The organism is Variovorax boronicumulans, from assembly GCF_030812215.1.
Lineage (GTDB): Bacteria > Pseudomonadota > Gammaproteobacteria > Burkholderiales > Burkholderiaceae_C > Variovorax > Variovorax boronicumulans_C.
Window position 1 is genome coordinate 52,698 of the sequence record NZ_JAUSSG010000003.1, and the last position, 15,442, is coordinate 68,139.

The following is a 15,442-nucleotide window of genomic DNA, read 5'->3' on the forward strand; positions in this document are numbered from 1 at the left end:
TCTTACTTCGTGGCGACGACCTTGGCGGTCTTGAGCAGCGATTCGGACAGCGTCACGCCCTGCGCCTTGGCGGCGGTGGGGTTCACCACCAGCTCGAAGTTCGTGCTGGTCTGCGAGGCGATGGTGCCGGGCTTCTCGCCCTTGAGGATGCGAACGACGATCTTGCCGGTCTGGCGGCCGATGTCGCTGTAGTTCAGGCCCAGCGCCGCCACGGCGCCGCGCTCGACGGTGGCCGTGTCGGCCGCCACCACCGGCAGCTTGGCTTGCTGGGCGACTTTCACGATGCCTTCGAAGGCCGAGACCACGTTGTTGTCGGTCGGCGTGTAGATCACGTCCGCCTTGCCCACGAGGCTCTGCGCGGCGGTCGGCACGTCGACGGTGCGGGCGGCGGCGGCTTCCACCACGGTCATGCCGGCGTCGGCCGCGGCCTTCTTGAGCGAGGCGACGATGGCCACCGAGTTCGCTTCGCCGGGGCTGTAGATCACGCCGATGCGCTTGGCGTTCGGCACCACCTGCTTGATGAGGCCGATGTGCTTTTCCAGCGGCGAGAGGTCCGACACGCCGGTCACGTTGGTGCCGGTGGCGTCCCAGTTCTTCACCAGCTTGGCGGCCACCGGGTCGGTGATGGCCGAGTACACGACCGGAATGGTCTTGGTGGAGGCCACCACGGCTTGGGCCGACGGCGTGGCGATGGCGACGATCACATCGGGCGCATCGCCCACGTATTTGCGGGCGATCTGGGCGGCGGTGCCCACGTTGCCCTGCGCGCTCTGGTAGGTGAACTTGAGGTTCTTGCCTTCTTCGTAGCCCGCCGCCTTGAGTTCGGCCTTCACGCCGTCGCGCACCGCATCGAGCGCGGGATGTTCGACGATGGCGGTCACGGCCACCGACTTGGTGTCGGCTGCGAACGAGGGCGCGGCGGCCAGCATGCCGAGGGCCAGGGCGACGGCGCTGAAAGGGGTGCGAAGCAGGGCGTTTTTCACGTGAGGATCTCCGGATGGGGATGAGGGCGTCTGAGTGGGCCGTCGGCGTGCGCCGGGGCGGGGAATTCAGCGGCGTCGGGAATTGCGCGTGCAATCCCGGCAGCCTCGAAGTCTAGACCGTACTTTGCACAATTAAGGTGCATGGACGGCTAGTGCTTACCCCGCTTTAAGAAACATAATTGCATCCAAACGAGGATGTAAGAGATGAAATTGCACGAGATTGAACTAGACCGCATCGACCGGCGGATTCTTGAGCATTTGCAGGCGAATGGCCGCGCATCGAACCTGGAGCTCTCCGAAATCGCGAATCTCTCGCCCGCCCAGTGCCTGCGGCGGCACCGGCGGCTCGAAGAGCTGGGGCTCATCAGCGGCTATGCGGCGCGGCTGAATGCGCGCCACGTCGGCCTCGGCGTGATCGCCTTCATCCACGTGACCATGGCGCGCGGCCATGTCGACGAGCTGCCCAAGTTCCAGGACCTGATCGCCGACCTGAAGCAGATCCTGGAGTGCTACTCGGTGACCGGCGACTTCGACTATGTGCTGAAGGTGGTCGCGCGCGATCTGGAGTCGCTGTCGCAGTTCCTGATGCACACGCTGATGCACATGCCGGGCGTGTCGGCGGTGCGCTCGAGCGTGTGTCTCAACGAGATCAAGTGCACCACGGCCCTGCCGCTGGAGTGAGCCTCAGGTCGGCATGCCGGGAATCGGCGAGTTCTGCGTCGCGGGTGCCGGCGCAGCGGCGGCAGGCTCGGCGGGCGCCATCATGAACGTGGTCGGCGTCGCCATCGGCAGGCCGGCTTTCTTCAGCTCGTCCAGGATCACGAACAGCAGGTCGCTGCGCACGCCGCCCGCCAGTCGCGGGCTCGCCACATAGGCGATGGCCTGGAAGATCAGGAGCCCGTTCTCGATGCCCTCGAGCGTGAGCGAAGGCGCCGGCGTTTCCAGCACGCCTTCGTGCGCCCGGCAGGCTTCCAGGATCAGCTCGCGCACCCGCTGCGCGTCGGTGGTCAGCGGCATCGGCAGGCGGATGAGCACGCGGCCCTCGGCATTGGACAGCGTCATGTTGCGGACCGTCTTGGTGATGAACTCCGAGTTCGGCACGATCAGCGTGGAGCGGTCGCCCAGCACGATCTCGGTGGCGCGCACGTTGATGCGCCGCACGTCGCCCTCGGCCGTGCCCAGCACCACCCAGTCGCCCACCTTCACCGGCTGCTCCGCCAGGAGGATCAGCCCCGAGATGAAGTTCTGCACGATCGCCTGCAGCCCGAAGCCGATACCCACCGACAGCGCGCTCGCCACCCACGCGATGCGCTCGATGCCGATGCCCATCGCCGAAAGCGCGAACGCCACCACCAGGATGCCGCCCACGTAGCCCAGCAGCGTGGTGAGCGAGCTCTGCATGCCCGGCTCCAGCTTCGTGTTGGGCAGGTAGCTGCGCGTGAGCCAGCGCTTGAACACCCGCAGCACGATGAAGCCGACCACCGCCACTGCAATGGCGCTGAAGATGGCGCCCGGCACCAGCTGGAATTCGCCCACCTTCACGCCGGTGCCGAACTTGCCGCTGCGCTGGAACACCTCGCCCGGCCCCGTGCCCAGCGGCGCGGCCAGCGCGATCAGCATGTAGAAGAAGAGCGCCACGCGGCTCAGCCCCGAGAGCACCGTGGCCGTCTGGTCGAGCGTCTGCGGCGCGAGGTTGAAGCTCTTCTGCAGCTTCTGGCCGAAGGTGCTGCGCGACGACACCAGTGCCATGAACACGTCGTCGGCGAACTTGAACAGCACGTAGAACGCCGCGGCCACGATGCCGCTCCAGGTGAGCTGCGTGGCCAGGAAGCTTGCGAGCGCGACGTAGCCCACGGCCACCAGGACCCAGGTCACGATCATCAGCACGCCGATGAGCGCGACCAGCAGGCCGACCCACATCGGCCGTTCGGGCAGGCCGGCCTCGGGTGCGTCGGCGCGCAGGGCCTTCAGGCGATAGACGACCGTGCCCACCAGCGCGGTGAGCAGCAGCGCCGTCAGCACATGCGTGCCCACCACGGCGGCGAAGCTGGCGTCGATGAGCGCGTTGATCTCCGCGGGTGTCCATGCGAGTGCGGCCACCAGCGCCACAAGCCACGGCAGCGCCGACAGCCGCTTGGCCGTGGCGTCGGGAATGGGCGGCAGGCGCCACGACGGCCGGGCGGTGGCCAGCAGCGCGCGCCCCAGGCCGATGACGAACGCCATGAAGGTCAGCGCCTGCGCCGCCGACTGCAGCGCCTTGCGGGCCTGCGCGTCCCAGGTGGCATAGGCCTTGAGCACCTCCACGAAGCCGTGCGCGGCCACCGCGACCAGCAGCACGTGGGTCGCGACGATGGCGATCACCAGCAGCGAGCGGCGCAGCCTCCCGGCCGGCAGCACACGCATCGCCAGGCGCGCCAGCCCGTGCTCGGCGGCCCACACGCCCAGCCATGCGAGCAGCAGCGCACCGACGAGCGCGGCGAGCACCGGCGTGCGGCTCTCGGGTTCCAGCGCCTGCGTGAAACCGTCGTCGAGCGCCAGCCCGATCGCCTGCAGCCGGGCGAGGTCGTCGGGCCAGGCTTCGCGCAGGTCGTTCCAGAACGTGCCGTTGAGCGGCGAGGCGGCGCGGCTGGTGAGCTCCGCCTCGAACTGCTGGCGTCGCTGCGACACGAGGTCGGTGCCGCGCTGGCGCACGTCGATCGACAGCAGCTTGGCCAGGCGGATGTCCGCATCGAGCGCATTGCGCTCCTTGGTGAGCTGCGCGCGCTGGCGCGTGATGTTGGGGTCTTCGGTGGCGCCGGCGGCGGGCGGGTTGCCCAATTCTCCGAGCCGCGCGTTCAGGTCGGCCAGGTCGCCGGTGCGGGAGGCGACGAACTTGTCGGCCTGGGCGCCGATGTCATTGATCTGCGCGAGCTGCTTGCGCACATCTTCCTCGACGCCCGGAATGGCGTTGGCATTGGCCTTGCCCGCGGGTGCGATCCTGGCGAACTGCGCACGCAATTCGGCGACGGTGGGCACCGGCGCCGCGGCGGCGGTGTTGGCGTTGTTGTTGGGGTTGCCGTTGCCGGCGTCCGGCTGCGCGAAGGCGCCACCGCATATCGAGAGGGCCAGCAGGGCCAGGATGGCGGGAAGGCAGAAGCCCGCCAGGCGAGAGGTCCGTTTCATGGCCGCATCATAGAAGCCGCCATCTCGTAAGAACCGGTAAGAAGTGCAGCTTCGGCCGGCGGCAGCCTCAACCTGCGGGGCTGAACAGGTCCACCCGGTCGGTGATGATGCCGTCGGTGCCCAGCGCGATGAGCCGTTGCGCGGCCCAGTCGTCGTTCACGGTGTAGCTCAACGAGCGCAGGCCCGCACCGTGCACCTTTGCGACGGTGGCGGCGTCCCACAGCGCATGGTTGCAGACGATGGCCTGGCAGCCGAGGTCGAGCGCGGCGTCGAGCCAGCCTTCGCGGAGCGAATCGAGCAGCAGGCCGCGCGGCAGCTCGGGCTGCACCGCGGCGGCACCCTTGAGCGATTCGACCTGGAACGAGGTGAGCAGCGGGGGAATCGCGGCGCCTTGCCAAAGGCGCGCCGCTTCGCGCGCCACGACCTCGCCGGTCTCGCGCTCGGTACCGGGCGTCGGCTTGATCTCGATGTTGAGCAGGTAATCGTTGGCCAGGCAGAAGCGCGCCAGGTTCTCCAGCGTGGGCAGCGGCTCGCCGACGAAGGCGCGCGAATGCCAGCCGCCCGCGTCGAGCTGCGACAGCGCGCTCCATGTCTGCGCGCCGCCGATGCCGCGGCCGTTGGTGGTTCGCTCCAGCGTGGCGTCGTGCATGAGGAACGGCACGCCGTCGGCGCTGAGCTTGGCATCGCACTCGAACATGCGGTAGCCATGCGCCGCGCCGAAGCGGAAGGCCGCGAGCGTGTTTTCAGGAGCGAGCTTGCCGGCGCCGCGGTGCGCGACCCAGCGAGGGTAGGGCCAGGAGTTCATTGTCATTTTTCGAGTGGGCCCCTGACTCCTTCGCGAGACACCGCGGAACCGACTTTGCCGGGCCGCTGGTGTCGTCCCCGGCAGGGGGTTGGCGAAGCGACACGAAGTGCGCGCAGCCTGGGGGCGAGCATTAGTCCGCCCGCTTGCCCGATCCGGCGTCGAACCAGTGCAGCTTGTCTTCGCGCGCGGCGATCTTCACCGTGTCGCCCGCGACCGGCGGGTGATCGCCTTCATCGGTGCGCATGATGATCTGTTCGTCGCCGATGCGGCCGTACACCAGGCGCTCGGCGCCCAGCAGTTCGACCTGTTCGACCTGTACCGTCCAGCCACTTTCGTCGAGCTTCATGTGCTCGGGGCGGATGCCCAGGATCTGGCCCGGACGCACGCCCGGTGCGTGCTTGAGCAGGTTCATCGGCGGCGAGCCGATGAAGCTCGCCACGAAGGTGGTGGCCGGGCGCGAGTACACCTCTTCGGGTGTCGCGAACTGGTCCATCACGCCGCCGTTCATCACGATGATGCGCTGCGCGAGCGTCATCGCCTCGACCTGGTCGTGCGTGACGAAGAGCGAGGTGATGCCCAGCTCGCGATGCAGCTTCTGGATTTCGAGGCGGGTCTGCGCGCGCAGCTTGGCGTCCAGGTTCGACAGCGGTTCGTCGAACAGGAACACCTGCGGCTGGCGCACGATCGCCCGGCCCATGGCCACGCGCTGGCGCTGGCCGCCCGAGAGCTCGCGGGGCTTGCGCTCGAGCAGGTGGCCGAGCTCCAGGATCTTGGCGGCCTTGTCCACGCGCACCTTGATCTCGGGCGTGGGCACCTTGGCGATCTTCAGGCCGTAGGCCATGTTCGCGAACACGCTCATGTGCGGGTAGAGCGCGTAGTTCTGGAACACCATCGCGATGTCGCGCTCGGAGGGCTCGAGCTGGTTCACGACCTTGCCGCCGATGGCGATCTCGCCGGCCGAGATTTCCTCCAGGCCCGCGACCATGCGCAGCAGCGTCGACTTGCCGCAGCCCGAGGGGCCCACGATCACGATGAACTCATGGTCGGCGATCTCGGCGCTCACGCCGTGGATGACCTGGTTGGCTTTCGGCCCGTGGCCGTAGCGCTTGATGACGTTGCGTAAAGAAAGAGCAGCCATGTTCTTCTCGATTTCGACCTCTATCACGAGGCACTGTTATTTCCAGAACCACCGCGGAACCGGCTTTGCCGGGCCGCTGGTGGTGCCCCCGGTAGGGGGAAGGCGCGCGCGACACGAAGTGCGCGCAGCCTGGGGGCGAGCCTATTTCTCGGTATCCACAAGGCCCTTGACGAACCACTTTTGCATCAAGACCACCACCAGCGCGGGCGGCAGCATCGCGAGGATGGCGGTGGCCATCACGACATTCCATTCGTTCTGCCCGTCGCCGCCGGCAATCATTCGCTTGATGCCGACCACCACCGGGTACATGTCTTCGCTCGTGGTCGCCAGCAGCGGCCAGAGGTACTGGTTCCAGCCGTAGATGAACTGGATCACGAAGAGCGCTGCGATCGAGGTTTTCGACAGCGGCAGCAGCACGTCGAAGAAAAAGCGCATGGGGCTCGCACCATCCATGCGCGAGGCCTCGGTGAGCTCGTCCGGCACCGTGAGGAAGAACTGGCGGAACAGGAACGTCGCCGTGGCCGACGCGATCAGCGGCACCGTGAGGCCCGCGTACGTGTTCAGCATGTTCAGGTCCGACAGCACCTTGTAGGTGGGCAGGATGCGCACCTCCACCGGCAGCATCAGCGTCACGAAGATCGCCCAGAAGCAGATTTTTTTGAACGGGAAGCGGAAGTAGACGATGGCGAAGGCCGACAGCAGCGAGATGGAGATCTTGCCGATGGCGATGACCATCGCCGTGACAAAGCTCACCCACATCATGTGCGCCACCGGGGCGTTGGAGCCCGCGCTGTTCTCGCGCCCGAAGAGCGCGCCCTTGTAGCTGTCCACGATGTTCGAGCCGGGCAGGAGCGGCATCGGCGCCTGCACGATCTCCTGCGCGGTGTGGGTGGAAGCCACGAACGCCAGGTAGAGCGGGAAGGCGACGATGAAGACGCCCAGGATCATGATGACGTGGGCCAGGATGCCGTGGGTGCCGCGCTTTTCAACCATGCTGCGCTCCGCCGAATTTGGTTTTTTCTTGTTGCTTCATCAGTACTGCACCTTCTTCTCGACGTAGCGGAACTGGATGACGGTCAGCGCCACCACGATCACCATCAGCACCACCGATTGCGCGGCCGAGCCGCCGAGGTCCAGCCCCTTGAAACCGTCGTGGTAGACCTTGTAGACCAGGATGGTCGTGTCCTTGCCGGGGCCACCCTGCGTGGCCGCATCGACGATCGCGAAGGTGTCGAAGAAGGCGTAGACCACGTTGATCACCAGAAGGAAGAAGGTGGTGGGCGACAGCAGCGGGAACTGCACGGTCCAGAACCGGCGCCACGGGCGCGCGCCGTCGATGGCCGCGGCCTCGATCAGCGACTTCGGAATGGATTGCAGGCCCGCCAGGAAGAACAGGAAGTTGTAGGAGATCTGCTTCCACACCGAGGCCATCACGATCAGCGTCATGGCGTGGCCGGAGTCGAGCAGGTGGTTCCAGTTGATGCCGATCTTGCCCAGGGCATAGGCCACCACGCCCAGCGAGGGCGAGAACATGAAGACCCACAGCACCGCTGCCACGGCGGGCGCCACGGCGTAGGGCAGGATCAGCATGGTCTTGTAGAACACGCCGCCGCGCACGATGCGGTCGGCAAACACCGCGAGCATCAGCGACAGGCTGATGCCGATGCTGGCCACCAGCAGCGAGAAGACGGCGGTCGTCTTGAACGACTCGGCATAGGCCGGGTCGTGGAACAGTTCCCTGAAGTTCTGCAGCCCGACGAACTCGATCGAGGTGCCGAACGCGTCCTGCTGCTGCAGCGATTGCAGGATGGCCTGCCCCGCCGGCCAGAAGAAAAACACGAGGATCACCGCCATCTGCGGCGTCAGCAACAGCCAGGGCAGCCAGCCCGAGCGAAAGAAAACGCGTTTTTCCATGATCCCTCTGAATAAAAAATCCCGCCCGGCCCGCCCTTGTGCAAGAGCGAACGGGGCGGGCGATATTAGCCGGACACAGAGGCCCGGTTAACGATCGTTAGCTTTTGTTCGCCTTCTGGAAGCGCTCCAGCTGCTCGTTACCGCGCGTGACGATGGCGTCCAGGGCTTCCTTGGCGGTCTTCTTGCCGTTCCAGACCTGTTCGAGCTCTTCGTCCTCGATGGCGCGGATCTGCACGTAGTTGCCCAGGCGGATGCCGCGGCTCTTGTCGGTGACCTTGCGGATCATCTGCGTCACGGCCACGTCGGTGCCGGGGTTCTGCTTGTAGAAGCCCGATTCCTCGGTGAGCTTGTACGAGGCGGTGGTCACCGGCAGGTAGCCGGTGCGCTTGTGGCTGGCGGACTGCACTTCAGGCGTCGAGATGAAGCTGAAGAACTTGGCCACGCCCTTGTACTCGGCCGGCTTCTTGCCCGACATGACCCACAGGCTCGCGCCGCCGATCACCGTGTTCTGCGGTGCGCCCGGCACGTCCGGGTAGTAGGGCAGGGGTGCGAGGCCGTAAGCGAACTTGGCGTTCTTGGCCACGTTGCCGTAGAAGCCCGACGACGTGTTGATCATGGCGCACTCGCCCGAGACGAACGAAGCCTCGGGCACGTTGCCGCGGCCCTTGTAGATGAAGAGACCCTGCTTGGCCATGCTGGCGAGGTTCTCGATGTGGCGCTGGTGCAGCGGCGAGTTCACCTTCAGGCGGGCGTCCAGGCCCTGCAGGCCGTTGGCCTTGCTCGCGAACTCCACGTTGTGCCAGGCCGAGAAGCTCTCGACCTGCGTCCAGTTCTGCCAGGCGGTGGTGAACGGGCACTTGTGGCCGCTCGCCTTGAGCTTGGCCGCTGCCGCGACCACTTCAGGCCAGGTCGACGGTGCCTTGTCGGTGGGCAGGCCCGCCGCCTTGAAGGCGTCCTTGTTGAAATAGAAGATGGTGGTGGAGCTGTTGAACGGGAAGCTCAGCATCTGGCCGTTGGGGGCCGTGTAGTAGCCGGCCACGGCGGGGATGTAGGCGGCCGGATCGAACTTCTCGCCCGCGTCCTTCATGACCTGGCCGACCGGCACGATCGCGCCCTTGCTGGCCATCATGGTGGCGGTGCCCACTTCGAACACCTGCAGGATGTGCGGTGCGTTGCCGGCGCGGAAGGCCGCGATGGAAGCCGTCATCGATTCGTCGTACGTGCCCTTGAAGGTCGGCACGATCTTGTATTCCTTCTGGCTCTCGTTGAACTGCTTGGCCAGGTCGTTGACCCACTCGTTGTTGACGGCGGTCATGGAATGCCACCACTGGATCTCGGTCTGGGCCTGGGCCACGTTGAACAGCGTGGTCGCGGCCAACGCCGATGCCAGCGCGAGCGTCTTGAATCGCATGAAGACTCCTGAAGGGAAAATGAAAGCGCGGATGCTAGGGCATGTGAATGACACAGCCGCGTCACATTGGCGCACGGACCGCTGTCATCTTCCAATCGGGGAAACCCCTTTGGCATCAAGCTCGGCGCGGGTTGCGGGCCTGCATGCTGCGCCGCACCATGCTAGCATCGCCCTCCCTTTTTTGGCCCAGCTTGTCGCCACGGCCGGGGCCCTTTGCGAGACCGTCATGAGCAGCAAAACCTCCCTCGACAAAAGCAGGATCAAGTTCCTCTTGCTCGAGGGCATCCACCCTTCGGCCGTGGAGGTGCTGCGCGCCGCCGGCTACACCAACATCGAGTCGCTGCCGGGTGCGCTGCCCGACGCCGAACTCAAGGCGAAGATCGCCGACGTTCACTTCCTGGGCATCCGCTCGCGCACGCAACTGACGGCCGAGGTGTTCGCCGCGGCCCACAAGCTGGTGGCCGCCGGGTGCTTCTGCATCGGCACCAACCAGGTCGACCTGGAAGCCGCCCGCGAACATGGCGTGGCCGTGTTCAACGCCCCCTATTCGAATACGCGCTCGGTGGCCGAGCTGGTGCTGGCCGAAGCGATCCTGTTGCTGCGCGGCGTACCCGAGAAAAGCGCGGTGGCGCACCGCGGCGGCTGGCTCAAGTCGGCCGACAACGCATTCGAAATCCGCGGCAAGACGCTGGGCATCGTGGGCTACGGCTCGATCGGCGCGCAGCTGTCGGTGCTGGCCGAGGCGCTGGGCATGCAGGTGGCATTCTTCGACGTGGTCACCAAGCTGCCGCTGGGCAATGCGCGCCAGGTGCGCGACCTGCACCAGTTGCTGGGGCAGAGCGACATCGTCACGCTGCACGTGCCCGAGACGCAGGCCACGCAATGGATGATCGGCGCCGCCGAGATCGCGGCCATGAAGCCGGGTTCGATCCTCATCAACGCCTCGCGCGGCACCGTGGTCGAGATCGACGCGCTCGCCGGCGCGCTGAAGGAAAAGAAGCTGCTGGGCGCTGCGATCGACGTGTTTCCGGTGGAGCCGCGCAGCAACAAGGACGAGTTCCAGTCGCCCCTGCGCGGCCTGGACAACGTGATCCTGACCCCGCACATCGGCGGCTCGACGATGGAGGCGCAGGCCAACATCGGGCTCGAAGTGGCCGAGAAGCTGGTGAAGTACAGCGACAACGGCACGTCGACCTCCTCGGTCAATTTCCCCGAGGTCGCGCTGCCCGCGCACCCGGGCAAGCACCGGCTGCTGCACGTGCACCAGAACGTGCCGGGCGTACTGTCGGAGATCAACAAGATCTTTTCGGACAACCACATCAACATCTCCTCGCAGTTCCTGCAGACGAACGAGAAGATCGGCTACGTGGTGATGGACATCGATGCGGCTTCCTCCGACCTCGCGCTGGAGAAGCTGGCGAAGGTCGCCGGGACGATCCGCAGCCGCGTGCTGTTCTGAACTGAAGGGGCCGAGCGGAGTGGCTTGCAGGGCCCGCGGCCGTCGGGCCGACGCCTAGCACAAGGGCAACGGGCGCACCACGCGGCAAGACCCCAGGCCCTGTCCTAAAATCCCCAGCCCGGCTATGGGCGCGCAGCGCCCGGCCGAGGCGCCCCACCCGATGAATGCTCCGACCGCGTTGAACACGCTGTTGGCACAGGCCGCAGAGCCTGTCCGACTGCGCGAGATCCCGTACAACTACACCAGCTTCTCCGATCGCGAGATCGTGATTCGCCTGCTGGGCGAACGCGGCTGGGAACTGCTGCAGACCTTGCGCGCCGAGCGCCGCACCGGCCGATCGGCGCGGATGCTCTACGAAGTGCTCGGCGACATCTGGGTGGTGCAGCGCAACCCCTACCTCGTCGACGACCTGCTGGACAACCCGCGCCGCCGCGGCCAACTGGTCGAGGCACTGCGGCACCGGCTGGCCGAAGTCCAGAAGCGCCGCACTCCCGACAGCGACATGCCGCGCGACCAGCTGGTCGGCGAGCTCACCGCGCTGGTCGGCGATGCGGTGGCAGCCTTCGACACCAAGTTCCGCGACGTCGCGGCGCTGCGCCGCAAGGCCACGCGCGTGCTGGGCCGGCTCACCGCCAAGGACAACATCAAGTTCGACGGGCTCTCCCGCGTATCGCACGTGACCGACGCGACCGACTGGCGCGTGGAGTACCCCTTCGTCGTGTTGTGCCCCGACACCGAGGCCGAGATGGCGCTGCTGGTGAAGGGCTGCATCGAGCTGGGCCTGACCATCATTCCGCGCGGGGGCGGCACCGGTTACACCGGCGGCGCGATTCCGCTGACCTGGAACAGCGTCGTCATCAACACCGAGAAGCTCGAGGCGATGACCGAGGTCGAGCACATGCCGCTACCCGGTCTCGACCAGCCCGTGCCCACCATCTGGACCGAAGCGGGCGTCGTCACGCAGCGCGTGGCCGATGCGGCCGAGCGCGCGGGCTTCGTGTTCGCGGTCGACCCGACTTCCGCCGAAGCGTCGTGCGTCGGCGGCAACGTCGCGATGAACGCCGGCGGCAAGAAGGCCGTGCTCTGGGGCACGGCGCTCGACAACCTCGCTTCGTGGCGCATGGTCACGCCGCAGGCCGAATGGCTCGAGGTCACGCGCATCGGCCACAACCTGGGCAAGATCCACGACGCCGAGAGCGCCCTGTTCGAGCTGCAGTACTACGCGGCCGACGGCAAGACCAAGCTGCGCACCGAGCGCCTGGACATCCCCGGCCGCACCTTCCGCAAGGAAGGCCTCGGCAAGGACGTGACCGACAAGTTCCTCTCGGGCCTGCCGGGCATCCAGAAAGAGGGCTGCGACGGCCTCATCACGAGCTGCCGCTGGGTGGTGCACAAGATGCCATCGCACACGCGCACCGTGTGCCTCGAATTCTTCGGCAACGCGAAGGACGCGGTGCCCAGCATCGTCGAGATCAAGGACTTCATGTTCGCCGAGCAGAAGCGCTCGGGCGTGCTGCTGGCCGGCCTGGAGCACCTGGACGACCGATACCTGAAGGCCGTGGGTTACGCCACCAAGTCGAAGAAGCACGGCGGCCTGCCGAAGATGGTGCTGTTCGGCGACATCGCGGGCGACGACGCCGATGCGGTGGCGCGCGTCACCTCGGAAGTGGTGCGCATCGCCAACTCGCGCAGCGGCGAAGGCTTCATTGCCATCAGCCCCGAGGCGCGCAAGAAATTCTGGCTCGACCGCAAGCGCACGGCCGCCATCAGCAAGCACACCAACGCCTTCAAGATCAACGAAGACGTGGTGATCCCGCTGCCGCGCATGGCCGAGTACAGCGATGGCATCGAGCGCATCAACATCGAGCTGTCGCTGCAGAACAAGCTCGCGCTCACCGACGAGCTCGAGGCCTTCCTCGCGCGCGGCAACCTGCCGCTGGGCAAGACCGACGACGCGCACGAGATTCCGACCGCCGAGCTGCTCGAAGACCGCGTGGCGCAGGCCGTGGCGCTGGTGCACGAGGTGCGTGCGCTGTGGGCCAGCTGGCTGGAGAACGTCGATTCGCTGTTCCCGCAACTGCAGGACCACAGCCTGCGCGCGAGCTGGAAGACGCAGCTGCGCCAGCCGCTGCAGGAGATTTTCTCGGGTGCCGAGTTCGCGCCGATCCTGGCCGAATGCACGGCCATCCACAAGCGCGTGCTCAAGGGCCGCGTGTGGGTTGCGCTGCACATGCATGCGGGCGACGGCAACGTGCACACCAACATCCCCGTGAACAGCGACAACTACGACATGCTGCAGACCGCGCATGCCGCGGTGGTGCGCATCATGGCGCTGGCGCGCAGCCTCGACGGGGTGATCTCGGGCGAGCATGGCATCGGCATCACGAAGCTCGAGTTCCTGAGCGATGAAGAGCTGCGCCCCTTCACCGAATACAAGGCCCGCGTCGATCCCGAGGGCCGCTTCAACAAGGGCAAGCTGTTGCGCGCCCCGGCGGGCGAGGCGGTCACGCTGCACGCCGACCTGACCAACGCCTACACGCCGAGCTTCGGCCTCATGGGGCACGAATCGCTGATCATGCAGCAGAGCGATATCGGCGCCATTGCCGACAGCGTGAAGGACTGCCTGCGCTGCGGCAAGTGCAAGCCGGTGTGCGCCACGCACGTGCCGCGCGCCAACCTGCTCTACAGCCCGCGCAACAAGATCCTCGCGACCTCGCTGCTGGTCGAAGCCTTCCTCTACGAGGAGCAGACCCGGCGCGGCATCAGCATCAAGCACTGGGAAGAGTTCGAGGACGTGGCCGACCACTGCACCGTTTGCCACAAGTGCCTGACGCCGTGCCCGGTGAAGATCGACTTCGGCGACGTGTCGATGAACATGCGCAACCTGCTGCGCAAGATGGGCCAGAAGAGCTTCCGTCCCGGCAACGCGGCCGCGATGTTCTTCCTGAACGCGACCAACCCGCAGACCATCAAGGCGGTGCGCGCGGGCATGGTGGGCATCGGCTTCAAGGCGCAGCGACTGGCCAACGACCTGCTGCGCGGCCTCGCGAAGAAGCAGACCGCGGCGCCGCCAGCCACGCTGGGGCCGGCGCCGGTCAAGGAGCAGGTGATCCACTTCATCAACAAGAAGATGCCGGGCAACCTGCCGAAGAAGACGGCGCGCGCGCTGCTCGACATCGAGGATGCGGACTACGTGCCGATCATCCGCAACCCGAAGGCGACCACGTCGGAAACCGAGGCGGTCTTCTACTTCCCTGGGTGCGGTTCCGAGCGCCTGTTCTCGCAGGTGGGCCTGGCCACGCAGGCCATGCTCTGGCATGCGGGCGTGCAGACGGTGCTGCCGCCCGGGTATCTGTGCTGCGGCTATCCGCAGCGCGGCAGCGGCCAGTTCGACAAGGCCGAGAAGATGATCACGGACAACCGCGTGCTGTTCCACCGCGTGGCCAACACGCTCAACTACCTGGACATCAAGACGGTGGTGGTGAGCTGCGGCACCTGCTACGACCAGCTGCAGGGCTACCAATTCGACAAGATCTTCCCGGGCTGCCGGATCATCGACATCCACGAGTACCTGCTCGAGAAGGGCATCACGCTCGCCGATGCCGGCGGTGGCGGCTACCTGTACCACGACCCCTGCCATTCGCCGATGAAGCTGCAGGACCCGATGAAGACGGTGAAGGCGCTGGTGGGCGACAACGTGCTCAAGAACGACCGCTGCTGCGGCGAATCGGGCACCCTGGGCGTGTCGCGGCCGGACATCTCCACGCAGATCCGCTTCCGCAAGGAAGAGGAACTGAAGAAGGGCGAAGCCGCGTTGCGCGACGCCGGCCAGGTCGGCGCGAAGGACAACGTGAAGATCCTCACCAGCTGCCCGAGCTGCCTGCAGGGCCTCTCGCGCTACGGCAACGACCTGAACAACGGCCTGCTCGAAGCCGACTACATCGTGGTCGAGATGGCCAACAAGATCCTGGGCGCCGACTGGATGCCCGAGTACGTGGCCGCGGCCAACCAGGGCGGCATCGAGCGAGTGCTGGTATGAGCATGGCCCCCACGCTCGGCACTGGCGTGTCCTCGCTGGCCCCCGAGGGGGCGCTCGCCGCCTCGGGGCGGCCCGGCGGCGGCTCGGCGCAACAGGGCTGCCCGTTCTGCGAAGGCCCGGGCGGGCGCGTCGTGTTCGAGGGCGCGAAGCTGCGCGTGATTCATGCGGAGGAGGTGGGCTTTCCGGCCTTCTACCGCGTGATCTGGCGCGAGCATGCGCCGGAGTTTTCGGACCTCGACGCCGCGGACCGCGTGCTGTGCATGGAGGCGGTGACGGTTGTCGAGCAATGCCTGCGCGAGCAACTGAAGCCCACAAAGATCAACCTCGCCGCACTCGGCAACATGGTGCCGCACCTGCATTGGCATGTGATCGCGCGCTTCGACTGGGACAGCCACTTTCCTTCGCCGTTCTGGGCGGCCGCGCAGCGCGCGGCGCCGGTCGATCGCGTGGCGGAACTGCAGGCACTGCTGCCGGAGCTTGAGGCCGAGATGGTCCGCCGGCTGGTGCTGCTGCAGGGCTGAGCGGGAGGGC

The 15,442-nt window shown here is 66.6% G+C and carries 11 protein-coding genes; 4 read left to right on the forward strand and 7 right to left on the reverse strand.

Going from position 1 to position 15,442, the window contains the following annotated elements:
• Nucleotides 1-2: 2 nt before the first annotated feature.
• The gene (locus J2W23_RS09535) at nucleotides 3-983 is read right to left on the reverse strand and encodes an ABC transporter substrate-binding protein (protein ID WP_176659391.1); all 981 of its coding nucleotides are present in this window, start codon (nucleotides 981-983) and stop codon (nucleotides 3-5) included.
• A 210-nt stretch (nucleotides 984-1,193) separates the two neighbouring features.
• Here J2W23_RS09535 and J2W23_RS09540 point away from each other — a divergent pair, with 210 nt between their 5' ends.
• Complete coding sequence (locus tag J2W23_RS09540) at nucleotides 1,194-1,664, forward strand: Lrp/AsnC family transcriptional regulator (protein WP_176659845.1); 471 nt, start codon at nucleotides 1,194-1,196, stop codon at nucleotides 1,662-1,664.
• Nucleotides 1,665-1,667: 3 nt separating this feature from the next.
• Here the strand turns inward: J2W23_RS09540 and J2W23_RS09545 are convergent, their stop codons facing one another.
• The 6 genes from J2W23_RS09545 to ugpB all read right to left on the reverse strand — a co-directional run bounded on the left by J2W23_RS09545 (nucleotide 1,668) and on the right by ugpB (nucleotide 9,413).
• Nucleotides 1,668-4,145 (reverse strand): DUF3772 domain-containing protein, encoded by a 2,478-nt coding sequence (locus J2W23_RS09545; protein ID WP_176659392.1) that lies wholly within the window; start codon nucleotides 4,143-4,145, stop codon nucleotides 1,668-1,670.
• 67 nt (nucleotides 4,146-4,212) lie between these two features.
• The gene (gene ugpQ / locus J2W23_RS09550) at nucleotides 4,213-4,956 is read right to left on the reverse strand and encodes a glycerophosphodiester phosphodiesterase (RefSeq protein ID WP_307648544.1); all 744 of its coding nucleotides are present in this window, start codon (nucleotides 4,954-4,956) and stop codon (nucleotides 4,213-4,215) included.
• A 124-nt stretch (nucleotides 4,957-5,080) separates the two neighbouring features.
• Nucleotides 5,081-6,088 (reverse strand): sn-glycerol-3-phosphate ABC transporter ATP-binding protein UgpC, encoded by a 1,008-nt coding sequence (gene ugpC / locus J2W23_RS09555; protein ID WP_176659394.1) that lies wholly within the window; start codon nucleotides 6,086-6,088, stop codon nucleotides 5,081-5,083.
• A 141-nt stretch (nucleotides 6,089-6,229) separates the two neighbouring features.
• The gene (gene ugpE, locus J2W23_RS09560; protein WP_176659395.1) at nucleotides 6,230-7,081 is read right to left on the reverse strand and encodes a sn-glycerol-3-phosphate ABC transporter permease UgpE; all 852 of its coding nucleotides are present in this window, start codon (nucleotides 7,079-7,081) and stop codon (nucleotides 6,230-6,232) included.
• A gap of 39 nt (nucleotides 7,082-7,120) precedes the next feature.
• On the reverse strand, nucleotides 7,121-8,002 hold the full coding sequence (gene ugpA, locus J2W23_RS09565; protein ID WP_176659396.1) for a sn-glycerol-3-phosphate ABC transporter permease UgpA: 882 nt from the start codon (nucleotides 8,000-8,002) through the stop codon (nucleotides 7,121-7,123).
• A 97-nt stretch (nucleotides 8,003-8,099) separates the two neighbouring features.
• Nucleotides 8,100-9,413, reverse strand: a complete 1,314-nt coding sequence (ugpB, locus tag J2W23_RS09570; protein ID WP_176659397.1) for a sn-glycerol-3-phosphate ABC transporter substrate-binding protein UgpB — start codon at nucleotides 9,411-9,413, stop codon at nucleotides 8,100-8,102.
• A 226-nt stretch (nucleotides 9,414-9,639) separates the two neighbouring features.
• On the opposite strand from ugpB, the gene serA reads away from it, so the two are divergent.
• The 3 genes from serA to J2W23_RS09585 all read left to right on the forward strand — a co-directional run bounded on the left by serA (nucleotide 9,640) and on the right by J2W23_RS09585 (nucleotide 15,432).
• Nucleotides 9,640-10,872, forward strand: a complete 1,233-nt coding sequence (gene serA, locus J2W23_RS09575; RefSeq protein ID WP_307648545.1) for a phosphoglycerate dehydrogenase — start codon at nucleotides 9,640-9,642, stop codon at nucleotides 10,870-10,872.
• A gap of 160 nt (nucleotides 10,873-11,032) precedes the next feature.
• On the forward strand, nucleotides 11,033-14,911 hold the full coding sequence (locus J2W23_RS09580; protein ID WP_307648546.1) for an FAD/FMN-binding oxidoreductase: 3,879 nt from the start codon (nucleotides 11,033-11,035) through the stop codon (nucleotides 14,909-14,911).
• Entirely contained in the window at nucleotides 14,908-15,432 is a 525-nt protein-coding gene (locus tag J2W23_RS09585) for an HIT family protein (RefSeq protein WP_307648547.1), read from the forward strand. The genes J2W23_RS09580 and J2W23_RS09585 overlap by 4 nt, the downstream gene beginning before the upstream one ends.
• The last annotated feature ends 10 nt before the right edge of the window (nucleotides 15,433-15,442 follow it).